Annotated in this window: 23 protein-coding genes; 14 read left to right on the top strand and 9 right to left on the bottom strand. The window is 55.1% G+C overall.

Translation table 11 applies throughout. From position 1 onward, the window contains the following. Nucleotides 1-80 precede the first annotated feature (80 nt). Nucleotides 81-728 carry an FHA domain-containing protein gene (locus VH413_10615; protein ID HEX3799142.1) on the bottom strand — a complete coding sequence of 216 codons (648 nt, stop codon included), beginning with the start codon at nt 726-728 and terminating at the stop codon, nt 81-83. Nucleotides 729-883: 155 nt separating this feature from the next. On the opposite strand from VH413_10615, the gene VH413_10610 reads away from it, so the two are divergent. Then, nucleotides 884-2,056: a M48 family metalloprotease gene (locus VH413_10610; protein HEX3799141.1), complete on the top strand. Its 1,173-nt coding sequence runs from the start codon at nt 884-886 to the stop codon at nt 2,054-2,056. Between the two features lie 122 nt (nt 2,057-2,178). Here the strand turns inward: VH413_10610 and VH413_10605 are convergent, their stop codons facing one another. Together VH413_10605 and VH413_10600 are read right to left on the bottom strand one after the other, a co-directional pair. Then, nucleotides 2,179-3,819, bottom strand: a complete 1,641-nt coding sequence (locus tag VH413_10605; protein HEX3799140.1) for an L-fucose/L-arabinose isomerase family protein — start codon at nt 3,817-3,819, stop codon at nt 2,179-2,181. A gap of 244 nt (nt 3,820-4,063) precedes the next feature. Continuing rightward, nucleotides 4,064-4,702: a methyltransferase domain-containing protein gene (locus VH413_10600; GenBank protein ID HEX3799139.1), complete on the bottom strand. Its 639-nt coding sequence runs from the start codon at nt 4,700-4,702 to the stop codon at nt 4,064-4,066. A gap of 178 nt (nt 4,703-4,880) precedes the next feature. Between VH413_10600 and VH413_10595 the strand changes: the two genes are divergently transcribed. Further along, the gene (locus VH413_10595; GenBank protein HEX3799138.1) at nt 4,881-5,396 is read left to right on the top strand and encodes a DUF4864 domain-containing protein; all 516 of its coding nucleotides are present in this window, start codon (nt 4,881-4,883) and stop codon (nt 5,394-5,396) included. A 117-nt stretch (nt 5,397-5,513) separates the two neighbouring features. On the opposite strand, the gene VH413_10590 is transcribed toward VH413_10595, so the two are convergent. Together VH413_10590 and VH413_10585 are read right to left on the bottom strand one after the other, a co-directional pair. Beyond that, entirely contained in the window at nt 5,514-6,467 is a 954-nt protein-coding gene (locus tag VH413_10590) for an NAD-dependent epimerase/dehydratase family protein (GenBank protein ID HEX3799137.1), read from the bottom strand. Then, the gene (locus VH413_10585) at nt 6,464-7,705 is read right to left on the bottom strand and encodes an N-acetylmuramoyl-L-alanine amidase (GenBank protein ID HEX3799136.1); all 1,242 of its coding nucleotides are present in this window, start codon (nt 7,703-7,705) and stop codon (nt 6,464-6,466) included. Before VH413_10585 ends, VH413_10590 begins: the two co-directional genes overlap by 4 nt. A gap of 134 nt (nt 7,706-7,839) precedes the next feature. Here VH413_10585 and VH413_10580 point away from each other — a divergent pair, with 134 nt between their 5' ends. The 10 genes from VH413_10580 (at nt 7,840) to VH413_10535 (ending at nt 17,753) form a co-directional block, all read left to right on the top strand. Then, on the top strand, nt 7,840-8,409 hold the full coding sequence (locus VH413_10580) for a UbiX family flavin prenyltransferase (protein ID HEX3799135.1): 570 nt from the start codon (nt 7,840-7,842) through the stop codon (nt 8,407-8,409). A gap of 7 nt (nt 8,410-8,416) precedes the next feature. After that, entirely contained in the window at nt 8,417-9,361 is a 945-nt protein-coding gene (locus VH413_10575; protein HEX3799134.1) for a UbiA-like polyprenyltransferase, read from the top strand. Nucleotides 9,362-9,963: 602 nt separating this feature from the next. Next, nucleotides 9,964-10,581, top strand: a complete 618-nt coding sequence (locus VH413_10570; GenBank protein HEX3799133.1) for a hypothetical protein — start codon at nt 9,964-9,966, stop codon at nt 10,579-10,581. Nucleotides 10,582-11,629: 1,048 nt separating this feature from the next. Next, on the top strand, nt 11,630-12,067 hold the full coding sequence (locus VH413_10565) for a hypothetical protein (GenBank protein HEX3799132.1): 438 nt from the start codon (nt 11,630-11,632) through the stop codon (nt 12,065-12,067). 111 nt (nt 12,068-12,178) lie between these two features. Continuing rightward, on the top strand, nt 12,179-12,640 hold the full coding sequence (locus VH413_10560; protein ID HEX3799131.1) for a hypothetical protein: 462 nt from the start codon (nt 12,179-12,181) through the stop codon (nt 12,638-12,640). Between the two features lie 664 nt (nt 12,641-13,304). Then, nucleotides 13,305-14,969 (top strand): 30S ribosomal protein S1, encoded by a 1,665-nt coding sequence (locus tag VH413_10555; GenBank protein HEX3799130.1) that lies wholly within the window; start codon nt 13,305-13,307, stop codon nt 14,967-14,969. Nucleotides 14,970-15,248: 279 nt separating this feature from the next. Further along, entirely contained in the window at nt 15,249-15,947 is a 699-nt protein-coding gene (locus VH413_10550) for a DUF4339 domain-containing protein (protein HEX3799129.1), read from the top strand. A 3-nt stretch (nt 15,948-15,950) separates the two neighbouring features. Further along, nucleotides 15,951-16,388, top strand: coding sequence for a DUF2752 domain-containing protein (locus VH413_10545; protein ID HEX3799128.1), 438 nt, complete (start codon nt 15,951-15,953; stop codon nt 16,386-16,388). A 2-nt stretch (nt 16,389-16,390) separates the two neighbouring features. Continuing rightward, nucleotides 16,391-17,386: a DUF4339 domain-containing protein gene (locus tag VH413_10540; protein HEX3799127.1), complete on the top strand. Its 996-nt coding sequence runs from the start codon at nt 16,391-16,393 to the stop codon at nt 17,384-17,386. Further along, the gene (locus VH413_10535) at nt 17,346-17,753 is read left to right on the top strand and encodes a hypothetical protein (GenBank protein HEX3799126.1); all 408 of its coding nucleotides are present in this window, start codon (nt 17,346-17,348) and stop codon (nt 17,751-17,753) included. The genes VH413_10540 and VH413_10535 overlap by 41 nt, the downstream gene beginning before the upstream one ends. A gap of 298 nt (nt 17,754-18,051) precedes the next feature. Here the strand turns inward: VH413_10535 and pyk are convergent, their stop codons facing one another. Then, nucleotides 18,052-19,458: a pyruvate kinase gene (gene pyk / locus VH413_10530; GenBank protein ID HEX3799125.1), complete on the bottom strand. Its 1,407-nt coding sequence runs from the start codon at nt 19,456-19,458 to the stop codon at nt 18,052-18,054. Nucleotides 19,459-19,593: 135 nt separating this feature from the next. Between pyk and VH413_10525 the strand changes: the two genes are divergently transcribed. Next, complete coding sequence (locus VH413_10525; GenBank protein HEX3799124.1) at nt 19,594-19,827, top strand: ferredoxin; 234 nt, start codon at nt 19,594-19,596, stop codon at nt 19,825-19,827. Between the two features lie 47 nt (nt 19,828-19,874). Here the strand turns inward: VH413_10525 and VH413_10520 are convergent, their stop codons facing one another. Beyond that, the gene (locus tag VH413_10520) at nt 19,875-21,152 is read right to left on the bottom strand and encodes a competence/damage-inducible protein A (protein ID HEX3799123.1); all 1,278 of its coding nucleotides are present in this window, start codon (nt 21,150-21,152) and stop codon (nt 19,875-19,877) included. 254 nt (nt 21,153-21,406) lie between these two features. Here VH413_10520 and VH413_10515 point away from each other — a divergent pair, with 254 nt between their 5' ends. Further along, on the top strand, nt 21,407-21,883 hold the full coding sequence (locus tag VH413_10515) for a transcriptional repressor (protein ID HEX3799122.1): 477 nt from the start codon (nt 21,407-21,409) through the stop codon (nt 21,881-21,883). 23 nt (nt 21,884-21,906) lie between these two features. Here the strand turns inward: VH413_10515 and VH413_10510 are convergent, their stop codons facing one another. Together VH413_10510 and VH413_10505 are read right to left on the bottom strand one after the other, a co-directional pair. Next, nucleotides 21,907-22,869, bottom strand: a complete 963-nt coding sequence (locus VH413_10510) for a hypothetical protein (GenBank protein HEX3799121.1) — start codon at nt 22,867-22,869, stop codon at nt 21,907-21,909. Nucleotides 22,870-22,941: 72 nt separating this feature from the next. Then, complete coding sequence (locus tag VH413_10505; GenBank protein HEX3799120.1) at nt 22,942-24,321, bottom strand: UTP--glucose-1-phosphate uridylyltransferase; 1,380 nt, start codon at nt 24,319-24,321, stop codon at nt 22,942-22,944. Between the last annotated feature and the right edge of the window lie 68 nt (nt 24,322-24,389).

Below are 24,389 nucleotides of genomic sequence, written 5' to 3'. Positions count from 1 at the left end.
GCGCCGATTAGAAACCATGTAATTGAAAAACTGGCAAGCTCCATCGCGGTTTCGCGATTTTTTCGGAGAGGCTCGCTTGCTCAAGGACGTGGCGGCGGCGGCGGATGCGAGAGGCGGCTGGTCGTGCGCTTGATGCCGTCGGTGAGTTTGCTGACGAACGAAACGAAAAAACCTTTTTTCTTTTTGCGCATCATTTCGCTCCACGCGGTGAAGCGCAGCGGGTTGCTGCACGAGGGGCAAAGCTTGAGTTGCACGCCACCAACCCGGCGCAGCTTGCGGATGCATTCATCGCAAAAAACGCGCGTGCATTGGGGGCATTCCCAAATCGCATGGCGATTCGCATGGCCAAGGCACGCGGGATAACCGTCCGGCAATGGCGTGGCCGTGGGCACGGCGATGGATTCCGGCTTCGGCAATTCCGGCAGCACAAGGCGGATCTGCGGCGCATCAAGCACCATCTCCACCGTGCCGATCTGCAAGACTTGGCCGGCGTATAAGGCGGATTCACGGATGGCATCGCCGTCAATGAACGTGCCGTTGGAGGAATCGAGGTCGCGGACAAAAACGAAGTCGTTATCGAGCAAAATTTCGCAGTGTTTCTCGGAAATTTCCGCGAAGGGAAACATCTGGTCATTCTGCGAACTGCGGCCAAAGCGATTCACGCCCGGTTTGAGTTCTATAACTCGCTCCGGTTCATTCTCCTTCGCTTTGATAATCAATTTGGCCATGTGTTATTACTCCCCCGTTCACTGACTCCCCATGTCTAGAGCGTATTCAAACAGGTTATTTATGTCCATAATAATTATACGGGTGCTACCTCAACGGGATATTTCCACCGCCGCCGTCATTGCGTTGCCGCCAATAAGCTGCTAACAAATCGCGCGTGGGAATCATCATCCATTTCGTGGCCGGATTGGGCCTGATGTTCATCTTGAATTGGACGGGCCTGATTCCGTGGAGACGCGCGGCATCGGCGCATTGGACGGAACGCGCAAGATTGCTCTGGCCGATGCGCGTCACGGCGGGGTGGGCTTTAGTATTCGTGCCGATTCTCGTGGGACTAATTTACTTCCTCTTTTTTCCCGTGGTGAGACCCATCCAAATTAGCGAGGCGGTGGCGGCGTTTTTCGGCGCGCTGCTCGGGAATTATGCCGCCGCGAGCGAAATTTATCCCCAAATCAATTTTAAGCTGTGGTGCCATCAAACGATCGCCAACGGAATGCGTTTTATCATCTGGGGATTACTGATTGCCGCAATTTTGCTGATGCCCGATGAATTTGGCTGGGACATGCTGCCAATTGCTGTAGGTTATCTGGTGCTTCAACTGGCCGTTCAATTCGGCTTGGCTCTGCGCTACTTGAGATGGGTCAACTTCCTAAAACCCGCGAGTGAAAGGCTGCGCATGATTGTCGAGGAAACTTCGCGCCGATTGAATACCCCGCCACCACCCGTGGAACAGCTTGATGGCGTATCGGCTAACGCCTTCGCCATCGTAACCGGCCGACGCCTTATTTTCAGCGATCGGTTGGTGGAAATCTGCACCGACAACGAAATCTCGGCAATTTGCGCGCATGAACTGGCGCACCTTTCCGAATCCAAAATGGTGCTCGCCGGGCGGTTGCTCGGTTTGTTTTCCTTTTTCCCGCTGGTCTTTATCGTGCCGTGCATGAAGACTTTTGGCTTCGCCGGTTTGCTGGGCCCCTATCTCGTGATGTTTCTTATCGCGCGTTTTTCCCGTTCGCTCTCGCAAAAAATGGAACGGCGCGCCGACCAGATTGCCACGACTGACCAGGCGCACGATCGTGTGTATGCCGAGGCGCTGGAAAAATTGTATCGCTTTAACCAGATTCCAGCAGTCAACGCAACCAATCGCCAGACACATCCGCATTTATACGACCGTCTCGTGGATGCGGGAGTTCTGCCCGATTTTCCGCGCCCGGAAAAGCCCGACTATTTCACCTGGCCGGGTTATATATTTATGATCGCAATCGTGGTGCTGCTCGTCTTCGTAGAAATTCGGATATTCAACCCTGACATGGGCATCCAACCACAATAAAAAAAGGCCCGCATCACTTGACGCGGACCTTTCACCAACCCTCATAAACAACGCTCTATTAATAAGACCGCTACGCGAACGTATCTGTTCAAATATTTTTTAAGTCACTTACTGCTTGTGAGTTACGCCCAGGCTTTTCCACCTTTGCGCGTGCCACACAAATTGACTTTAATTCCCATAGCCTCGGCCATCGCCGCTTTGGCCACCAAACAATCATCGGCTTTGCGGGCATCCGTACCGTAAACCAACTGCACGTGATTCGCCTGATGCTTGGCCATGAATTGATCGCGCGTCACGCCGTAAGTCACCGCGTGCATGATCGGCCATTGCCAGGTCGTGGATTGCCACCGGCGCTCGGTCTCTTCGCGCGGCAACGTCACCACCCCGCCGCGACCGATGTCCATGTTCAACCCGCCCGGCGTCACATAAATGCGTGACCACACGATCTCGCCCGGCTTCGAGATGCCGCGCAAGGTGCTCCCGCCTTTCGGAAAGTACATCGGCGGCTGGCGAAAACCTTCCGCGCCTTTCCATCCGCCAATAAAATGTGCCGGCGGCGCCGAACCGCTGATTTCAAACACCCACACGTAATCCTTCACCGTGCCCGACGCATCCCAATCACCCCAGCGCACGTCGTGTAACGTATTCTCCACCGGCTGCCCGAGCGCCTTTTGCACGCGATACGTCATCAAACCGTCCAACCCCGCGCATTCATCCACTTCGTTGAAATGCGGCAACGGTTCGCCCGCGAACAAAACGCGTTTGCCGTCGCGCGACTTCACTGGCGGACGGTCGCCATTATTCAACGTCCCTTCCACCAAATCACTCGCCGGCGCCAAATCCTTCAGTCCCTGCTGATATTGGATGCCGATGCAATCGCATCCAAAATCATCCGCGATGCGCATCGCCGCGATATACATTTTGCACTGCGCCAGAATTTGTTCCTCGGTCAAATCGGTTTTGTCATTGCGACCGGTCGTGAATTTCATTCCCTTTTTCTTGAACCACCCGCGCACCGCCTTCGCTTCCGCGTCGCTCACCTGCGTCGTCTCAAAATAAAGCGCCGACTGGCTCAAACGCTCCTTGAACACCCCCGTAGGATGCAACAACTCCTCAGGAATCATCGCATTGAACATGCCCATGCAACCTTCGTCGAACACGCCCATGATCGCCTTGTCCTGGCGCAATTCCGCCGCGAGCTTTTGACCGGTGCGCGCCGCTGTGCCGCCCAGTTTTGCCTTTGCAAACGGCGTGACGTGTTCGGTGGTGTGCGAGCATTCGCCGGTCTTAAGCCATTGGCGCAACTTGCCGAGAAAATATTCGTCGGTAAAATTCTCGCTCCACAAGGTCGAATATTTCACTCCCGCGCGCGTGAGCGAGCCATTCAAATTTAACATGCCCACGAGCCCCGGCCATTGCCCCGACCAATTCGCCACCGTCAAAATCGGCCCGCGATGTGTCGTGAGTCCCGCGAGGATATGATGGGAATATTGCCACACCGCCTCCGCCACGATCAGCGGCGCATCCGGGTCCACGTTCTTGAACGCCTCCATGCCTTCGCGTTGCGAACTGATGAAGCCGTGGCCCGCGTAAGCTTTGTAAGGATGCACGCGAACCACCTGCCAACCCTCCGCCGCCAGCGCCGCCTTCAATGTGCGCTCCATTTCCGCCTGCGCGGGCCAGCAAACCTTGTTTGCCGATTGGCGCAAATCCCCGCTGGCAATCAGTTGCACCTGTCCGCGATTCAATTTCGGTAATTTCATTTTTTTAAATTTAAATTTTTTTGTTGAGCGGCCAAATCGTAAAGTGCTGTTCAACCCTTGGCAATCCTCCAACCGAATGACTTTTTCCAAGTGGAAAAGCTAATTAACCGCGGAGACGCCGAGGCGCGGAGGAGGACAGGAATTTTTAGCCACAGATGAAACAAGGATTGAACGCGGATCAAACCGAGACAGCTATTTCTGGAATAGCCGTCAATTTTATTAGCCTCCACACTTCATTAAAACTTCACACACTACCCACTTTCCGCGCCATCACGTACGCCGACCATCCGATCCAATGTGCGCGCGCGGTGAACTTCTTCCGGCTGGCGGGCAAAAATTGATACACGAGATGCGACGCCGCAAAAACCAGATTGCGCGAAGTGCCCGACCCGATCACCTCCAAGCCCGCGCCGGTCAACTTCGCCGCCAAATCCTCGATCACGACCGGTTTGGTGTGCGTCTTGTCATCAAAAAAATTCATCGTGAAATCAAACGTGTATTTTCCGACGAGGCTGGGGAGCGATACCGTCTTCGTGTGCGGAGTCTCGAAATAAATCATTCCTCCCGGTCGCAGCAGCCGTTTTGCCTCGCGTATCAACAAGCTCAAGTCTGTGAGATGTTCAACCAGGTGCATGCACGTGATTCCCGACATGGAACCATCCGCCCAGGGCAGCGGTTGTGACTGGATATCGCCGCGAAAAAATTCGCAGCCGGGCGGATAATTCTGCGGCGCGCCTTCGAGATCTGTCGAAAAAAATTTCAAATCCGGCCGCAGTTCCGCGAAGTGCCGCAGCGTCTCGCCATCCGAGGAGCCGATATCCAAAAGTGTTCCCGAACGCGGTATTCGTGAAACAAAGTGCGCCCGCGTATCTAGCCAGGGCATTTGTCGTAGCTTCGCCCAATTCATTGTGCGCGTATGATGAAATAGATCGCGCGGATAGAGAAGCGGAATTTGCCACTGGTCTTTCACCGATGTCTGGATTACTCTTGTGGGTGAGATACTGGCGATTGGGTCAAAACTGGGATAGGCGGTTGACGCACCCGGCCACATTCGATGCCGAATGAAATCCACATTTAAACTTGTGCGCTGGATTATGGTTGTGACCCTTGGTTGCAGCCTCGGCCTGATCTTCGTCTTCATCGTCCTTTCCGCCCGCACTTATAATAACGATGGCCTCGAGACCACGCAGATAGTCCACCGCACGACGCCCGCGCGTCCTTTCAAGATCAGCGAGGACAACCTCGAACAGGAGCTCCAGCGCGTGATCGAATCGCAACTCGCCGCGTTTCGCTCTGACGATTATCCCAAGGCCTTTGAATTCGCTGCGTCATCACTGCGGACACAGATGTCGCTCCCCGATTTTGAGCGTATGGTCAAGACCGGCTTCCCTTTCATCGCCAGAAACACCGCCTCACAATTTGGCGTCATCCTCGACAACGGCGACAGCGCCCTCGTCAACGTCACCGTTCTCGGGGGCGGCCGGGCGCGTCATTATCAATACGTCCTTCTGCACGAACGCTCCGGCTGGAAAATCGCCGGGGTGATGGAAACCAAACCGGTGGGGACGACGATTTAAGTTTTGTCCGACTCTTGTACTTGCGGCAATGTATATTCCCTCAGTTTCCCGTAATTCATTACCGATAATTAGCTATATGCCCTTGTATACTCAATCGAGATAAGCCCTGGCTCATTTCTATTCCCGCGCCGCAAGTGCAATGATTTCTTGCAAACGCGTTGCGGGCCGAAACCCAGTGGCTTGAAATAATTTTTCCACCACTGGTTTGCGGCGTCGCATATCTTCAAAACCGGGTGCGTACGCTTTTTGATAGGAAACAAATTCGATGGGCGATTTGGAGCCCAAAACGTCCACTACCTCGCGCGCCAAATCCGCGATGCTGATTTCTTCCGTGCCGCCGACGTTGAACACCTGGCCGCGCGCCGCCGGACAATTTTGCAGCCGCACCAGCGCTTCGACCGTGTCCAGCACGTAACAGAAGCACCGCGTCTGCCGCCCATCGTCATACACCTTGAGCGGCTCACCGCTTTTCGCGGCGGCGATGAATCGCGGCAAGACCATGCCGTGACGACCCGTTTGCCGCGGACCGACCGTATTGAACAGCCGTACGATCACTACCGGCAGCGACAGCTCGCGCATATAAGCCAGCGCGAGAAATTCATCCATCAACTTCGAGCACGCATAACTCCACCGGCCAAAGTGCGGCGGCCCGATCAGCAAATCGTCTTCTTCGGTGAAGGCCGGCTTCTGGCTTTTTCCATAAACTTCCGAAGTGGACGTGAACAACACCGGCACTTTTTCTATCGCCGCCGCGGCGAGCAACACTTCCGTCTCATGCAAATTGGTTTGCAAAACATGAATCGGTGAATTGACGACCAGCTCCACTCCGACCGCCGCCGCCAGATGAAAAATAGATTCCGCACTCTTGAGCAATTCCGGCAATTCACCGCATTCAGAAACCTTGCTTCGGATCACGCGCAGCCGTGGATGCTCCATCACCTGCCGCAAATTTTCCAGTTGGCCGGTCGAACAATCGTCAATGACCACCACGGCCTTGCCATCGGCCAGCAAACGCTCCACGAGATGCGACCCGATGAACCCCGCGCCGCCCGTGACGATGACATGCTTCATTCCGTTCCTCCGCGATGGTGATTCGTTTTTTCGTGTTCGACGGGCGAATTTGTTTCGGCTGCAGCATGATTGGTCGCGGGCGTCGTTTCCGCCATTGGTTCATTCGTGATAACGTCGTGTTGTCCCATTTCCTCCATCAAACCTTCCGCCAGCGCCTCGGCGATGCGCTGCCGATATGCCGGGTCCGCGATGCGCCGCGCTTCGCGTTCGTTCGACAAAAAACCGCCTTCCATCAACACCGCCGGGCACTCCTGCTCCCGCACCACGCGGATGAACCGCGCCCGTTGCACGCCGCGATCCAGGTGACCGTTGACCTTGAGCATCGCGCGATGCAGCCGCGCCGCGTATTGGATATTTTCCGTGTCGAACTGATTATTTGGAAACACGAGCGACCAATCATCCTTGAAGCCGCGCGTCTCGTTCGAGGGCATACCCTCAGGCGTGAGGCAATACGTTTGCAACCCCGCCGCCTGCTCATCGGGTGACACGGAATTAAAATGCAAACTCAGAAAAAAATCCGCCTTGTGCAAATCGGCGAACGCCACGCGATTGGTCAGCGGCACAAACGTATCGTTCGTGCGTGTGAGATAGACTGTCCAGCCATTCGTCACGAGCAATGCCTGAAGCCGCTTCGCCCAATCCAAGACATATTCTTTTTCCGTATGACCGTTATAAACGCTCTTGGCGCCGGAGTCCGTCCCGCCGTGGCCGGGATCAATGACGATCACCGGATTTTCCTTCGTGCGCACCGGTGATTCAAGCAACGGCAGAAAATTTTTCCGTACATCGAGCGAATGCACGAAGGGATGCCCATTGAAAAATACCGGCGCAAACCCAAGATGAAAAATCATCCCGCGCCACGATGCGATCTGGCTGCCGATGGTGACGACCATCGTCCCGCTGAGCCCGGCGTTCGTCGAGGCGAAGGAATAATTATAACTCGATGCCGTCGTGGTGCGGCGAAATTCCACGTAGCCGCGCGTCTGACACCAATGATCCAACTGCACCCAGGCTTCGGCATGGGCGGGCGGCGCGGGTTGATTGGTCAACTGATTAGTCGGCGGCGGTGCGATGGGCACAGTCGCGATGATCGCTTTTTGCGCTGTTGGAGGCGCCGCGGGAGCGGCCATTTCCGGTTGCGGTGTGGAGTTCAGGTCCACGGAAGATTCGTGCTGGCCAGTCGCGCAACCGGCGAGAAGCAACGGCAAAATCAAAAACCATAAACTGCGATAGGCCACGCCTCAATCTCGCGAAAGAACGCGGCTGAAACAAGAAATTTTGGCGCGTTAGTTGAATCTAATTTTTTGCAACGACCGTCAATCCACTTGCCGCCCGCGTCGTTCAACCCCATCATTATTCCGATGCAAAACCCATGCCCAAAGGCCCGCTCGTGAGAATCCTCGTCGCCCTCACCGGCGCGAGCGGCGCCCTTTACGCTCAACGCCTGCTCGACAATCTCGGCGGACACGAAGTCCACGTGGTCATGAGCAACTACGCGCAAACCGTCATCACCCAGGAACTGCCCGGCGGACTCCACCTCGCGCCCGGCGTGAAAACTCACAACCTCAAAAGCATGAATGCCCCCTTCGCCAGCGGCTCCAATCCCTTCGACGCCATGGTTGTCATCCCGTGCAGCATGGGCACGCTCGGCCGCATCGCGCACGGTTACAGTGAGGACGTCCTCCTGCGCGCCGCCGACGTCATGCTCAAAGAACGCCGCAAACTCATCCTCGTCCCGCGCGAAGCCCCCCTCAGTCTCGTCCACGTAAAAAATTTCGAACTCCTCCTCCTCGCCGGCGCCATTCTCCTCCCCGCCAACCCCTATTTCTACAACAATCCCACTACAATCGCGCACGTCGTGGACACCGTCGTCGCCCGCGTCCTCGATCACCTCGGCGTCCCGCAAACCCTCGTCCCCCGCTGGCAGGAAGAACGCGACTAATCCTCCCATGCCCGCCTCACCCACAACCACCTTGCCCTCAACGCCTTCGAGCTTCTTCATCGTCAAGTGGGCCTCCTTCGTCAAATTCTCCCACACCGTTTTCGCGCTCCCCTTCGCCCTTGCCTCAATGGTCGTCGCCGCCCGCGACACCCACGGCTGGCCCGGCTGGAAAAAATTCTGCCTCATCCTCGCCGCCATGGTCTGCGCCCGCACCTGCGCCATGGCCTTTAATCGCATCGCCGACCGCGAATTCGACAAAGCCAACCCCCGCACCGCCAACCGCCACCTGCCCGCCGGCCAAATTTCCCTCGCCAGCGCCTGGATGCTTTGCCTCCTCAGCGGCGCCGGCCTCGTCATCGTCAGCTTTTTCATCAACCGCATCTGCTTTTACCTCTCGCCCGTCGCCCTCGCCATCGTTTGCTTTTATTCACTCACCAAACGCTTCACCGACTTCACCCACGTCTTCCTCGGCATCGCCCTCGCCCTCGCGCCAATCGGTGCGTGGCTCGCCGTCAAAGGCGGATTCGTCTGGTGGCCGCGCGAACAAAGCGCCGTACTGCCCATCCTCCTTGCCGCCGCCGTCGTCTTTTGGCTAATCGGCTTCGACATCATCTACGCCCTGCAAGACTACGACTTCGACCGCCGCCAGGGCCTGCGCTCCCTCGTCGTCCGCTGGGGCCCGGCCAACGCCCTCAGCGCCGCCTTCCTCGCCCACATGCTCATGTGGGGACTCCTCATGATCTTCGGCCTCCTATCGGGCTTCCGCATCGCCTACATCATCGGAATGCTCCTCATCCTCGTCAGCCTGCTTCTGGAACACTGGCTCGTTCGACGCCGCAGCCTCAAATGGATCAACGTCGCCTTCTTCCGGCTCAACGCCCTCATCAGCGTCATCTTCCTCATCATCACCACCGCCGAAGTCGTCTTCCCCCACTTCAATTTCGGCAGATAACACCCATACTCCAAAGCTTAAATTCCGGGAGGGCGAACGTACCCGTGAGCCGTAACTAACCAAAGCGAACGCGCAATGCCGAATGCTGAGTTACCGCGCCGCGCGACAAAGCCGATCTCCGCTCTGCATCATCTGGGGAACCTCAACGAGGTTCAGGCAACAAAGCCCAATGGTTGCGCCGTCCTCCGGCGCTACCTTGGGAAAGACGACGCCAAAAAAACTATCCGAGCGTAGCGAGCAAGCCCGCTCGCCTGGAATTAAATTAAAATACCTGCGTCCAACCCAAGCCACATACCATCGCCTCACCGCTCCACTATCTCCACTTATCATAGCCCTCTTGCCGGACTGAAAAGGTGTCATCTGCAAACAAAAAGAAATGTCGTAAGCCGATTGCTTTGCTATATCCACATTCCGATTTGACGCCGGTGGACTTCTTGAGCACATTCCTTCCCATCCGAAAAGTGGGCTGGAAAGGAGAAGAATTAAAGTTGCGAGCCAAAAGTGACCCGGTCAAACTGCCGCCAAAACGAATTTAGCTTGGTTCAGAAAAATTAGAGCTGGCTCTTGACGACTGAATTGCAAGGTTCAAAAAGTTCCGATCAATGATGAAAACCTTTATTTTCCTGTTAATTTCCGTGGTCATCATTGGTATGGGGTTTACGTTGTCTCTGGCCTATTGGGCGGGCCATTGGGCAAAGATTTCGTTCGTGGGCGTTGAGGCTGCAGGTTTCGCGGTGATCGCCACGGGGACAGTGATCTCGTTGTTGTATGCACAAAAAACTAAAGTATTGCGAAGAATTACGCGAAACCCTTTCGCCATATATTTGGCGTTTGTATTTGTTATTGGTGTATTAGTGCTCATCCGGGCTGCGAGTTTCAACCTATTAATCCGTGCGTATGCTGCTGGTTTTGAGAAAAGAGTTCTTGAAATTGCGCCAATTTCACAATGGGAATCGCTTCGATCTCCGGCCCAGGCCTTTTTTCTTACCAAACATACGAATAACCTTGAAAGTATGTTGCCAGCATTCGTCAGGAGCGTATATTCCAATAGCCCACCTTACTGTGGCGTAAGTGGTGATCCCGGGGATATAGATTTGGTAGTATTGTGGAGGCAATCTACGCTGGTCATTGGAATCACCATCGGACATCATGGAAGTTTGAGCAATGAACTGTATCGAAAGCGTTGCGCGGACGATATGGCTATAGTGGTAGCACGTTAAAGATAAAAAAATCGGTCCCGGTATTGACATGAGGTTCCCCTGATTTAGTGGGCACGGAAGATGGAGCTGGTAAAGAAAGACCAGCGTATGAACAAGCCAATGAGACGGAAAGCAGGGCGGAGCTGCCGCTCCGCCGGTGGGGCATACGTACACCAACAAAGGTAATCCAGCCGAGCGACATCTCGGCCTCACCGTTTTTGAGGGTAGTGTACAGATGTGCCCACGAAAGCCTTAGCCAGTTGCTATTCATTGCCAAATGGGTTCTCGAGCACAATCGCCCACTCGGTGTCTCCGGAGCAAAATTACTTAACCCTAACCGCCCCGGCGAAATAGAAACATCTGCTAATTGGGTCGAATCAATCCAAATTACTGCTTCCTATCGTTTCTGGACCAAAGTCTTTTAAGCAAGACTATTATAAAAACGACCCCCGCCAACAAGAGAGCGAAGAATATATACGGTAATAACCAGATAACAGTAAAACCCCCGCCTGCCTGTGAGGTTGTCTGTACATAAAAACCGGGCGTGTTCGAGACAATAAGGTTTGTCATTTGGTTATATATTACGCTCTCACTTTGCTTCAGCGCAGCATTTCTTACAAGATTCAATAAAACGTATTCCATCAAAGCCGGCTGCACGAGCATACGAAACCGCCTGAAGCCTAACTCCACCGCATCTCCATTCCTCAACCCGGAGGGTTGACGGAAATTAGCCGGGCGGTCGAGGAGCGCGCGCCGCGCGACGAATACCCCCGGAACCCCAACCCCATTCCCACTCGCATCCTGAAGGGATGCTGGAAATAGAGATCATCACACACCCTATATTTTAGAAATAGCGCCCATCTCCCGGCAGCGAATGTCCATTCCCGTCCCGGGGAGCGCACGCGCCCTCGCGTGCAGTGGCTGGCGCCCCCGCCAGTCACATTCCTTCTCACCAGAAAAGTGGGCTGGAAAAAGGGAAGAATTAAAGTTGCGAGCCAAAAGTGACCCGGTCAAACTATCGGCCAAAACAAATTCAGCTTGGTTCAAAAAAACCAAGACTGATTAACGTATGCCCTCCAAACTCAATTATTCAGGAACGCTAATTTTGACTCTAACGCTGTTAATTAGCTGCTCAAAGAGCAATACATTTCCGCCAGCCTGGACCAAAAGCATCCCTGGGCGGTATGAAGGGCTCTCGTCTCCGTATAGAGAGGTTTTGATATTTCGAGAGGAAGGTACCTATACACATCAAGCCTATGAACGAACCAACAAATTATTTGAAGAAAGCGGTAAATGGGTCGCTTCTTCAAATAGTTTCGAAATAGCCTTAAAGCCGGATACTTACTTTTTTCAGTTTTACGATCCGATGACTCGCACTTTTGATATAGGAGGAAAGAAATATGGAAGCTATGATTATTGGCCTGCTTGGCCTCTCAAGGAGGGAACGCCATTTCCCTGCATCTCAGCCTCACCAAATTATGAGTTTTGCTTGAAGCGCCAGCCTTAGAAAAATTAAACAGAAAAGATTGAATCGAGGATATCAATTATGAAAGGGCACCAAAAACAAACACTCAAACTATGGGCGCTCACCTCATTGTAACTCCAATTCATTGATTTTATGCTGTTACATCTCTACCTGCGAAACAAAATAGTTTACCTTCCAACAGTGGCTCAGACCGAAGCCGGTTTCTACATTGATATCGAGCCGGTTAAGGTCGTTCCTGCCGCAGAATCTCAAGCCTTGCAAAACGCAATCCTGGAAATTATGGCCAAAGGAAATCCTGTGGTTCCGACGCCCACGCGTGCGGCATTTTCAAAGCCAGTATTGCTCAACTATGCAAAAGTTAAATCATGGTCTGCTTTCGAGAAAAATACATCGGTTTGGACAATAGATAAAAAAGGTGGGAAATATTACATAACACCGGGACGATCTCGTGCAGACAAGGGGTGGGAAGACGATTTACCACAAATGGAGTCGTTGCCTCTAAACGCTCCACTCGATACGGTTGCTCAAAGAGTTGCTTATCTAGTATTGGACCGTTCGAGGAAATTAAAGAGGACAGGAGGGGCGCAGTCCTGATATTGACATGCTTTGGCGGGTCAATAGTCTTTTCATATACCGAGGCAGTTGCGGACGGAATATCCGAGAACCATTTTTCACAAGTATGACTAACTGTGCGTGTTTACCATGATCACGTCCGTCGCGTTGTTCTGCGGCTGCCGCACGCATTCAAGCCTCGCGAACCAAAGCTACACGACCAGCTTTTCAACCTTGGAAGCAACCATTAACTCAAGAGATTCTGACAGAACCAGAGCTGAGTTGCAACTGGCATCCGACCTGAGAGGAAGCCCCCGCGATGCCACCCAAGCCTCTATTCAGGAAGACTATCCGAAATTTTTTGTACCGGACAGGCAGGCGAATCGTTCCAAAAAGAATTTGATGCCTATTGTCAAACCCCGATCGAGCGCCACCAAAGCCTCTTCCCAATCTGTGTTTGATCCCCGTCCATCCATGGCCCCTATTTCCCACTAAAATCCCCTTGCATCCCGCCCCATTTAAGCTATTCTACCCCTTGCCTGAACGCCGTTTTGCGGCTGTTCATTATAGGCTGAGAAAAAAAAGTTAACCGGTAACCTAACCCTCAACCTCCGTTGCCACGCAACGTCTGGTCAGTTAGGCAATGGAGTCTTCGCCAGCGCTCACGCGCTCACAAGCCTCCCTCTGTTAGTTCAACGTACATATTATGCTCACCATGGAAGAAGCCATGAAGCAAAGCGAAATGCGCTTTGCCGCTGGCGAAATTGTCAAAGGCACCATCATCGAAGTCCGTCCCAAGGAAGTCCTCGTGGACATCGGCTACAAAAGCGAAGGTGTCATCCCCGCCAATGAATTCGACGACGTCAAAACCCTGAAGATCGGCGACGAAATTGACGTCCTCATCGAGAAGCTCGAAGACAAGGACGGCATGGTCGTCCTCTCCAAGGAAAAAGCCGAATTCAAGCAGAACTGGGACAAGATCCTCACCATCTGCAATGAAGGCGGAACCATCATGGGCAAAGTCAAAGCCGTGGTCAAAGGCGGCCTGCTCGTCAACATCGGCGTCGAGGCCTTCCTGCCCGCGTCGCAGATTGACGTCACCACCACCAAGAATCTCGCCGCGTTCGTCGGTAATTCCTACGAATTTAAAGTCGTCAAGATCAACCAGGAACGCCAGAACATCGTGCTTTCCCGCCGCGAACTCATCGAGCAGGAACGCAACGATCGCCGCTCCAAACTCCTCGGCGAAATGACCCCGGGCGATATCCGCAAAGGCACCGTCAAGAACATCACCGACTTCGGCGCATTCATTGACCTCAATGGCATTGATGGCTTGCTCCACATCACCGACATGAGCTGGGGCCGCATCGGTCATCCCTCGGAAATCCTCAAAGTCGGCCAGGACCTCGACGTCGTTGTCCTCGACATCAACAAGGAAAAAGAGCGCGTCAGCCTCGGCCTCAAGCAGAAGCTCGCCAACCCCTGGGACACCATCGAAGCCAAGTACCCCATCGGCGCCAAGGTCAAAGGCAAAGTCGTCAACCTCGTGCCCTACGGCGCGTTTGTGGAACTCGAACCCGGCGTCGAAGGCCTCGTGCACGTCACCGAACTTTCCTGGACCAAGCGCATCGCCAAACCGAGCGATGTCCTCAAGCCGGAGCAGGAACTCGAAGCCGTCGTGCTCGGCATCAACCGCGAGGAGCAGAAAATCTCCCTCGGCGTCCGCCAGCTCGAGACCAATCCGTGGGACAAAGCCATGGAGAAATATCCTCCCGGAACTAAGGTCAAAGGCAAGATTCGCAACCTCACCAGCTACGGCGCTTTCATCGAACTGGAAGAAGGCCTGGACGGCATGATCCACGTCTCGGACATCTCCTGGACGCGCAAAATCAACCATCCTTCCGAAGTCCTCAAAAAGGGCGACGAAGTCGAGGCGGTTGTGCTCGAAATTGACAAGTCCAACCAGCGCATCGCCGTCGGCATCAAGCAACTCAGCGTGGATCCCTGGAGCAACATTGATCAGTACTACAAAGTCGGCGACCTCGTCACCGGCAACGTCACCAAGCTCGCAAGCTTCGGTGCGTTCATCGGATTGCAGCATGAAATTGACGGCCTCGTGCACATCTCGCAAGTCAGCGAAGAGCGCATCGAGAAAATCAAGAACGTGCTCAAGGTCGGCCAGGAAGTCACCGCGCGCGTCATCAAGATTGACAAGTCGGATCGCCGCATCGGTCTCTCCATCAAAGCCGCGACCTACTCGCCGGAACAACTCCAGGCCGAGCAGGCCGTTCTCGACGCGTTGAAACCCGGCGAAGACCTCGTCGCGCTCCAACACGCCTTCGACGCCGCCGACGAATCCAAGCAGGACTAATCGCGCCTCGAAAATCGAACAACTTCACCAGACGGGCGGACCTAAAAAGTCCGCCCGTTTTTTTGCAGTCCCTCTTTTCCAAAAATTTATTTCCAATTCCTCTCTGCGTCTCTGCGCCTCTGCGTCAAAAAAAATTCAACTCCAAAGCGCCATCCCATCCGCAGTTCTTTCTCCCCGTGGCCGTCCGCAAGGACCTCCGCAGTTTAACCTCGCCACGATAACTTGCATTCCTCCGCCAGTTGACTTAAAAGGTTCACAGGAACTTCAGACACGACCACCATGTATAAAATAATTGGAGCGAATCAAGTTGAGTACGGCCCGGTAACCGCCGAGCAGTTGCGCCAGTGGATTTCCGAAGGCCGCGTCAATGCGCAAACCCAGGCCCAGGCCATCGGCGAAACCAATTGGAGACCCATCTCCACCTTTCCCGAATTCGCCACCAGCTTTCCCGGCAACGCCACGCCGCCGCCATTATCTTCCTCCCCGCCCGTGCCGCCGCTGTCCACGCCGCCCTCACCGCCTTCATTCGGCGCCGGCCTGCCGAACGATGCCGGTCGCGCCGTCGCCCTGAGCGAAGTCAGCGGCCCCGCCATCGGCCTGATGGTCACCGCCATTCTCGGCGCCTTCGCCGCCCTCTGCCGTATCTTTGCCAACGCAGTCGGTTTTCCCATGAATGGATTCAACAATTTCAATAACTTCAACAACATGCCGCCGGAAGCCCAACAGTGGATGCGCATGATGCAATCCACCAGCGGCACGGTGGGCATTTTTTTTTCCATTCTGGGAATCGCGATCGCGATCTTCATTTTTTTCGGCGCGTTGAAAATGAAAAAGCTTGAGAACCACACCTTCTGCGTGATCGCAAGCATCATCGCCATGATCCCCTGCATCTCGCCGTGCTGCTGCGTGGGCTTGCCGCTCGGCATCTGGGCGCTCGTCGTCCTCAACAAATCCGAAGTCCGCGCTTACTTCAGTTAATTCATGGAAGCCCCGCCCATTATCGCGCCCGCGCCATCACCGTCCCGTTCGTGGTGGTGGCTCGCGCTCGCATTTCCCGCGCTCGCCGTGGCAGGGGTGCTGTTTTATTTCAACCCGTCGCAAAATAGTTTCTATCCCCGCTGCTCGCTCTACGTGACCACGGGAATTTTTTGCCCCGGCTGCGGTTCCTCCCGCGCCGCGTTCGCACTTCTGCATGGTCATCTGCTCACCGCTATGCACGACAATCTCCTGTTCGTGCTCGCCATGCCGATCATCGCCGCTTATCTGTTCCTATCCGCAAAACGCTGGCTGAAATACGAGCCATTGCCGCGCCTCATCCTTTCACCGCTCATGTTAAAACTTCTGATCGCCATCACCGTGCTCTTCACCGTCCTGCGAAATATTCCCGCCGCGCCGTTCAACTGGCTCGCTCCCTTGTGAGTATGTTCATCATCATCGGAGCCGACCAAAAGGAATACGGCCCCTCCACCGCCGACGAAATCCGTGAATGGATCCAGGCTGGCCGCGCCGATGGCCGCACGCTCGCCAAGCTCGAAGGCACCAGCGAATGGAAACCGCTCGCCGCCTTCCCCGAATTTGCCGGAGCCGGCGTCGTCGGTTCCGCGCCGCCCAGAATTTCACCGAACTATTCCAACGATCCCAACACCCCCGTCCTCGCGCTCGAACCGAATTTAAACATCGGCGAATGCCTGCGCCGCGGCGTTTCATTGCTCGGCAATAATTTCGGCACGCTCTTTACCGGCACTTTTTTGATCTGGCTGATTGGCCTGTTGCGCTACGCACCGCCCGGCGTGGATTTTATTTATATCATTATTGAAGGCGTGTTTTACGGCGGCCTGTACATGCTTTTTCTCAAGTGCCTTCGCGGACAACCGGCGCGCGTCACCGAAATCTTCAGCGGCTTCGGCGTGCCGTTCGTGCAGTTGCTCCTCACTGGTTTCCTGACCATGTTCATCAGCGGGCTCGGCTACTTTGCCTGCGTCCTGCCCTACATCTATTTGAAAATCGCATGGATATTTGCGCTGCCGCTAGTGATTGACAAGCGGCTCGAATTTTGGACCGCCATGCAACTCAGCCGCCGCGTCGTTACCCGCGTTTGGTTCAAGGTTTTCATCCTCACCCTCGTCGCATTCGCGCCCTATATTCTTTTTGAAACCTTTCTCTATCTCAAATTGTGGCTTTCGCTCTACGTCAAATTCCAGGCCATCATCGGCCCCGGCGTGATTGATTACACAAAATTCATGGCCGCCATGACGGACTTTCAAAAAGTCGTGGAGGAAGCTTCGAAGACGCCCGCGTTCTTGAAGCTTCAGGGCGCCGCCGAAATTATTCTCCTGTTGAACCTCCCTTTCGCCACGGCCGTGCTAATGTATGCCTATGAAGCTCTCTTTGGCCCTCGGCCCGCGCCGGCCGCCTAGCCGCGAAACCGCTTGGGGTTGCCTCACGACCAACCTCGCGATGCCCGGCTTCGGCACGATCCTCGCCGGACGCAAAGTCGGTTACCTCCAGATTGTGGTCACGGCGGCGGGATTCGCACTCACGCTCATAGGCGGCGTCCCCGCGATCAAATGGGGCTTCGCGCACATGGCCAACATGTCGGACGCGGAAGACCCCACAGAAAATCTGCGCCAACTCTGGATTCACATGCGCTGGCCGCTCGTCGGCATTGCCCTCTTTGTGTTTGCGATTTTATGGGCCTTGACCAGCAGCCTGAGCATCCTCGCCGAAGCCCGCAAAGCCGAAGTCATGCGCCCCCTCCCGCCCAAAATAAATCCCGGCGCGTAAATTTCGCAAGTATAGGTAGCAGGGCGGAGTTGCCGCTCCGCCGCAGTCCCGCCAGGGACGGCAGAAATTTGCCCAGCCATTTATGGCTGGGTTTAGGCCCTCGTAAACCAAGTCCCGCAGGGACGAAAGAATTCCCCATCTGTAACCAGCACTCACGCTCTCGCCCACCACTTCTCATTGACCTCCAACTTCAACCAGGAGAAAACTCGGCGCGTGACCGAGAAACGATTTTCAACCGTTTCTTAAATATGTGTAGAGTGGAGGACACTCTCGAAATCAAGTCATGGCGAGACGGTCATCACACCGTCCGCATCTGCACCGCATCCACAATCTGATTCGTCGCCTGAATGGAACTCACCACCACCACATTATTTCCCGGCTTCAACATTTTTTTCTCAACCAAAGTCTTCAACGCCAATTCGATATTCCCGTCCAAATCAAACGGATCGAACGGAATCACCACCGGCGTCACCGCCCAGTTCAGCGTCAGTTGTTCCGCGATGTCCTGCCGCGGCCCCAGCGCGTAGATCAGCGAATATTTTGGCCGCAACCACGACAGATAACGCGTCATGCTCCCGCCGCGGATCATCGAAATAATCGCCTGCGCGCGCAATTCATTCGCCATCACCACCGCGCTCTTGGCCATCTTTTCGCGCGGGTCCGTCAGGTCCGCGTTCTCCCAATAATTCGCGCCGCCACTCTGCTCGATTCGTTGCGCGATGCGGTCGAACACTTCCATGCATTTCAACGGATATTTTCCCACTGTGGTTTCGCCGCTCAACATGATCGCATCCGCCTGCTCGAACACCGCATTCGCCACATCCGTCACCTCGGCGCGCGTCGGCACCGGTGAGTGGATCATGCTCTCGAGCATGTGCGTCGCCACGATCACTGGACGCCCGATGCGCAAACATATCTTCACGATGCGCCGCTGAATGATCGGCAATTCTTCGTACGGCACTTCAATACCCAAATCCCCGCGCGCCACCATGATCGCATCCGCGTCGTGAATGATCGCCTCGATATTTTTAACGGCTTGCTGGTCCTCGATCTTCGCCACGATCAATGGGCGACGCCGATTTTCCCGCGTCACCAGCTTTTTCAATTCCCGGATGTCCCGCGCCGCGCGCACGAACGACAACGCGATAAAATCCACGCCCAATTCCATCCCCAGCTCGATGTCGGCCAGATCTTTTTCCGTCAGCGCCGGCAAACTCACCTTCACACCTGGCAAATTGATGTGTCGGCGGCTGCCAAGATCGCCTTCCGTCAGGACTTCGCATTCCACCTCGTCACCCGCCTTCTTAAGCACCTTCATGTGCATCGCGCCGTTGTCCACGAGCACGGTGTTGCCTTCCGTGATGTCGTCAATGAACTCGGGATAATTCACGCTCGTCGAATACGCCGCCGAACTTTTCGCGCCGCGCACGGTGAAGGTGAATCGGTCGCCCACTTTCAGGCGGATCGTCGCGGGCAAATCTCCCGTGCGGATCGCCGGCCCCTGGGTGTCCATCAAAATGCCGACCGTGACGCCACGCTTGGCGGCCTCGGCGCGAATATCCTTCACCACGCGACGCGTCCAGTCGTGCGGCGCATGAGACATGTTCAACCGAAAAATATTAAGGCCCGAATCAATGAGCCGCCCGAGCATTTCGGGTGAATCAGTGGCCGGCCCGAGAGTGGCGATGATTTTCGTTTTACGCATGGCAGGGGAGCCGCGGGAATTGCGGCAAGCCCATGATAAGATAGATTATCTTTTCGCGTAAAGAAAAGAAGCCGCGATGAAATGCAGATAAATGCTCTTGATATTTCGCTCCACCGGTAGCATATATTTAACCCTATGGCAGACATGGCAAACAGATACGCAGAAAACGTAGCCGGTAAATTTTACGTGGATAATCAGTGCATTGATTGTGACCTGTGCCGCGAAACGGCCCCGGACAATTTCACCCGCAGCGATGACGGCGGATATTCCTACGTCTATAAGCAGCCTGGCACACCGGAAGAAGAAGCCCGTTGCAAGGAGGCCATGGAAGGCTGCCCCGTCGAAGCCATCGGCAACAACGGCGAATAGTCGCGCCCCGATATTTTCCAGCCCGCCAGCGCAAGCTCGCGGGTTTTTTATTTCTTCACCGCCGCTGCCAGCAACGCACGACGCAACAATTCCAGCGCCTGCCGGCACGTAATATCTTTGAATGTCGGCCGATCGTACCGATTGATCGCTTTCATCGAAAAGGAATGGTGGTTCATCGCCAGCGCCATGAAGACCGTTCCCACCGGTTTTTCCGTCGTCCCGCCGGACGGCCCCGCGATGCCCGTGATCGAAATCGCGTAGTCCGCCATATAACGCATCCGCGCGCCCTCCGCCATTTCGCGCGCCGTTTCCTGGCTCACCGCCCCATGCTTCGCCAGCGTCTCCGCCTTCACGCCGAGCAGTTGACGCTTCGCCTCGTTTGAATAAGTCACCAGTCCGCATAAAAAAACCGCCGACGCGCCCGGCACGTCCGTGATGCGATTCGCCACATACCCGCCCGTGCACGATTCCGCTAGCACCAGCGTCTCCTTCCGCTCCGTCAACAGGCGCACGACCACATCGCTGAGTTCCTCGTCGCCCGTGCCGAAAACATGCGCATCCAGTTTCTCGCGAATGATGGCTTCGCCATCGCTCACCATCGTATTCGCATTCGTGCCCCGCGCCACGAGCCGCACATCCACCGCCCCGTGATGCGCGCAATAACCCAACCCAAGTCCGTCTACCATCAGCGGCTTGAGCGCGTCCGCAATTTTTTCTTCAACAAACGATTCCCCCATGCCCGTTGTGCGCAACGTGCGGCAAACAAAAATATCGCTCAGCGGAAGTTTCTCGCGCAGCAACGGCAGCGCTTGGTCTGTGAACATTGGCCGCAACTCGCGCGGCGGCCCCGGCAGCATCACCAACCAGCTCGCCTTGCCGTCAGCGCGAAATGGATTCGGGCTGATCTCCATTGCCAGCCCCGGCGCCGTGCCATGCGCATTCGGCAGCACGATCGCGCCCTCGGGAACTTGTGCCTGCACTTTGGTGTTTGCGGGCATCGGACGTTTGCGCTCCGCGAAAAAATTTTCCAGTTTTGTGAGAATATCCGCATCAAGCTGCAACTTTTTACCGAGCAATTCCGCGATTAAATCCCGCGTGATATCATCCGAAGTCGGCCCCAGTCCGCCCGTTACAATCGCAAAATCCGCGCGTCCCAAAGCTTCACGCACCGCCTGTTGAATCGCCCTGCCCGTGTCCGCAATCGCCACCTGCCGCGTGACATCATAACCCGCGTCAGAAAGCTTCCGGCAAAGCCACTGCTGATGCGTGTTCAAAACAAACCCCAGCATCAACTCACTCCCCGTATTAATGATCTCAATATTCACGCATCCTAACTTGCTGGCACATCCATAAAATTCCAACCCCATTTTTTGACGGTCCTTGCGGACGGCCACCGGGAAAAACCACGGATGGACACGGTTTAAACACGATTTGAAAAAGTCTTTCAGTATTTAACCCGTGGCTGATTTCTTCTCCTCTCTGCGCCTCCGCGCCTCTGCGTCAAAAAGAACATCTCCAGACACGACTTCACGCCCGGCGAAACCGTTGACTTGCCGCACCGCTGTTTTATACTGACTGGATGTCAGTTGCCGTCAAAAATGCCGCCAAGGAGAAGTTCATGCACTTCCTCGCGCATAAGCATCTCCGCATCACTTCACAGCGGCAGGCGATCGTGGACACCGTTTTCGGCACCGAAGAACATTTCACAGCGGAACAACTTCTCGAATGGTCACGGCGCAAGGACAAATCGGTTTCCCGCGCCACCGTCTATCGCACCCTGCCCCTGCTCACCGAGAGCGGACTCGTGCGCGAAATGGATTTCGGCAAGGACTATAAATTTTACGATCCCAACTACGCCGAGCATCCCAACCACAATCACATCATCTGCAACGATTGTGAAAAAATCGTGGAATTCGAGAGCGACAAGATCGAAAAACTTGAAGGCGAAATCACCCGCCGCCTCGGTTTCTCCATCAAGACCCAGCGCTTGCAGATCACCGGCAGTTGCGAAGAGCTAAAGAAGCTCGGCGCCTGCAAAAAAAAGAGCGGCTGCTGATTTCGCACGCCGCCGTTTCAAACTCAGCTATCCCGTTTGCGCCGTCTCGGCGGCTCACCCGGCGCCGCCGCCGCGCCCGGCTGGCCCGCGGCCTTCTTCGATCCGATTTCAAAAGTTCCCGCGACAAAACTTTGTTCCGTGTCCGGCAATGCGAGATAAATTTTGCCAGGAATGCTTCCATCCGGCGTCGCCGTGCCGAATTCCAATTTCATCGCATATCCCTTCGTGAAGGTTTGCGCGCCCGGGGGCTGCCCCGAATCCGATTTCCAATTCAACCCGATTCGCGGTTGTGAAATAGTGTTCGTCGAATAAACTTCAAGCGATTTTCCCGGCAGCATCTCACCCGATTTGAGTGGAACTGAAATGACGAACTGCCGCGCCAGCCCCGAGTCCTGCCGCAGCGTCAGAAAATCATTCTGAAACAAAACCATCTCCGCCTTGAAATCCACCCCGTGCAGTTTGCCCTTCGCTGGCGCATCGGGAATGACCGCTTCCGCCAGATTTAATTTCCAGACCGCCTTGGGCCGCGCGGCTTCCTCGGCGGCCAATCGTTGGGCTTCTTCCTGGGCTTTCGCCTGTGCTGCCGCTTCTGCATCCGCTTGTTTTTTCTTCTCGGCCTGCGCCTTGAAATAAGGCGCGCCGAAAGCGAACCACGCAATCGCCCCCGCGACCGCCAATGCGAAGATTGACCCCAGCGCCGGTCCAAAATTAAATTTCCGCTTCTTTTTTTGCGGCGGCGGTTTTGTGCCCCATGCCGCCGGTTGCTGCGGCGCGGAAGCCCCACCGGCAGGAGGAGTGGCCGCGGGTTTGTGATGCACCGCCTTATTGATGGAAAGTTTGCCGGGCGCGGCGGGCGGCGGTGGCGGTGGCGGTGGAACGGTTAAAGTTGTCTGACAGGCCGGGCAGGCGATTTGCATGCCTGCGTTGCTGGCGTCGCAGAGGATGTTCTGCCCGCATTTCGGGCACGGAAATTTAAATTCGCTCATGTGCTTTGCTTGCCTATTCTTTCTAGTATGTGAAATGGAACCGGCCCATTTGGCACTAGGCGAAATGTTACGTCAAGTCGCGGTGTTTTCGGCCGAAACCACCACGCGCGCCGTTGTGGCATTATTTAACGCAACTTCGCCGCTAAAAACATTCTGCGAACTGAACTTGAACCCGCCCCGTATTGTCAATTTTTGGCAGTGTTTCAGGGACGGCACGCCCTCCACGAGCGCGGCATCCAACTGATCCACCATCTTATAATTGTCATCCAGATCAATCGTCGGCGGCACACCATTGCAACTCGGCGAGAGCACCAAACGCCAGTCTTCCGTGATTTCATAAGCATCCGACCGCAATGCCAGCAGATCTGCGGTGGTCTTCACCGGCGCAAATCGCGTGCGCGGCACGACAATGGCTCCCGTCCGCTCGAAACATTCAATCGCCGCGCCCATCGCCGTTTCCAGTTGAAAAACTTTCGGCGAAGTCTTGTCGCGCGGGTCCACCGTCTTCGCATTCTTGATGATCGGCAGCGGAATAAAACCGCCGCTGACATCGAGTAATTTCTTGAGCCGGTCGAGCCGCACCCAAAGATTGTTCGTGTTGAAAAACCGATGCCTCCCGATGTCCTGGAACGATGCCGCATCTGCTTCCGGACATTGCGCGGATTCGCGCAAAAGCAATTTCCCGCCGCGTTGCGCCAGATGCCCGCCCTTGCGGTCCGACGCCGTGCGTTCGCACACTTCCATGAGAAAATCCTGATCGCTCGTCGCGAAATAATTCAGCAGCTTTAAATCCAAACTCGCGCCGAGATTATCGGAATTGGAAACGAACAAATATTTCACGCCCACGCCGAGCAGTTGCTCCAGCAACCCCGAACCGAGCAGCGACGGATACAAATCCCCATGCCCCGGCGGACACCATTCCATTTCAGGATGCCTCGGCCAGACAATCGGGCGAAGCGATTGCGCATCCACCTTCGGCACCGCGCTCTGCATCAACTCAAGCTGCGCGGACTCGCCCAGCGCGGGATATTTCTTCAAAAAATCCAGCGTGTCCCGGCTCGTGCTGAAACTGTTCATCAACAAAAAGCGCAACGGCGATTTGTGTTTCTCGCGCAAATGTAAAATCTGCCGCGCGATGAAATCCAGAAATGTCAGGTCGTCTTTGATGCGCAACAGCGACTTGGCTTTCTCCAAACCCATGCCCGTGCCCAGGCCGCCGTTCAGTTTCAAAACCACCACTTGCGCGAGCAACGCACCATCCGAAGAAGTGGAATCCAATTTTTCAAAACTCGGCAAACTCGCGACGGGTTCGATTTCTGATTCGGGCAGCAATCCGGTTTTGCCCGCGGCAAGATTTTCGTAGCTGTGGCGAAACGCGCGAATGGCCGCCTCGCTCACGCGGGCTGCGCGCATTTTATTTTCAAACTCAGCAATGGCATTGGCTTGGCTCATAAATAACGACGTCAGGATTCTTCACGCGAAGCCCGCGTTTGTCCATAGGCCAAAACCGATTGGCAAAT

The sequence above is a fragment of the Verrucomicrobiia bacterium genome (assembly GCA_036268055.1).
GTDB lineage: Bacteria > Verrucomicrobiota > Verrucomicrobiia > Limisphaerales > Pedosphaeraceae > DATAUW01.
This window is presented reverse-complemented; position numbering and strand designations above follow the sequence as displayed.

Bases quoted from the DNA above. Each gene is read 5' to 3' on its own strand.
- pyk (HEX3799125.1), bottom strand. From the start codon at position 19,458: ATGCGTAAAACGAAAATCATCGCCACTCTCGGGCCGGCCACTGATTCA.
- VH413_10615 (HEX3799142.1), bottom strand. From the start codon at position 728: ATGGCCAAATTGATTATCAAAGCGAAGGAGAATGAACCGGAGCGAGTT.
- VH413_10545 (HEX3799128.1), top strand. From the start codon at position 15,951: ATGGAAGCCCCGCCCATTATCGCGCCCGCGCCATCACCGTCCCGTTCG.
- VH413_10525 (HEX3799124.1), top strand. From the start codon at position 19,594: ATGGCAGACATGGCAAACAGATACGCAGAAAACGTAGCCGGTAAATTT.
- VH413_10580 (HEX3799135.1), top strand. From the start codon at position 7,840: ATGCCCAAAGGCCCGCTCGTGAGAATCCTCGTCGCCCTCACCGGCGCG.
- VH413_10600 (HEX3799139.1), bottom strand. From the start codon at position 4,702: ATGCCCTGGCTAGATACGCGGGCGCACTTTGTTTCACGAATACCGCGT.
- VH413_10605 (HEX3799140.1), bottom strand. From the start codon at position 3,819: ATGAAATTACCGAAATTGAATCGCGGACAGGTGCAACTGATTGCCAGC.
- VH413_10565 (HEX3799132.1), top strand. From the start codon at position 11,630: ATGCCCTCCAAACTCAATTATTCAGGAACGCTAATTTTGACTCTAACG.
- VH413_10555 (HEX3799130.1), top strand. From the start codon at position 13,305: ATGCTCACCATGGAAGAAGCCATGAAGCAAAGCGAAATGCGCTTTGCC.
- VH413_10560 (HEX3799131.1), top strand. From the start codon at position 12,179: ATGCTGTTACATCTCTACCTGCGAAACAAAATAGTTTACCTTCCAACA.
- VH413_10550 (HEX3799129.1), top strand. From the start codon at position 15,249: ATGTATAAAATAATTGGAGCGAATCAAGTTGAGTACGGCCCGGTAACC.
- VH413_10575 (HEX3799134.1), top strand. From the start codon at position 8,417: ATGCCCGCCTCACCCACAACCACCTTGCCCTCAACGCCTTCGAGCTTC.
- VH413_10515 (HEX3799122.1), top strand. From the start codon at position 21,407: ATGTCAGTTGCCGTCAAAAATGCCGCCAAGGAGAAGTTCATGCACTTC.
- VH413_10510 (HEX3799121.1), bottom strand. From the start codon at position 22,869: ATGAGCGAATTTAAATTTCCGTGCCCGAAATGCGGGCAGAACATCCTC.
- VH413_10595 (HEX3799138.1), top strand. From the start codon at position 4,881: ATGAAATCCACATTTAAACTTGTGCGCTGGATTATGGTTGTGACCCTT.
- VH413_10540 (HEX3799127.1), top strand. From the start codon at position 16,391: ATGTTCATCATCATCGGAGCCGACCAAAAGGAATACGGCCCCTCCACC.
- VH413_10570 (HEX3799133.1), top strand. From the start codon at position 9,964: ATGATGAAAACCTTTATTTTCCTGTTAATTTCCGTGGTCATCATTGGT.
- VH413_10535 (HEX3799126.1), top strand. From the start codon at position 17,346: ATGAAGCTCTCTTTGGCCCTCGGCCCGCGCCGGCCGCCTAGCCGCGAA.
- VH413_10505 (HEX3799120.1), bottom strand. From the start codon at position 24,321: ATGAGCCAAGCCAATGCCATTGCTGAGTTTGAAAATAAAATGCGCGCA.
- VH413_10590 (HEX3799137.1), bottom strand. From the start codon at position 6,467: ATGAAGCATGTCATCGTCACGGGCGGCGCGGGGTTCATCGGGTCGCAT.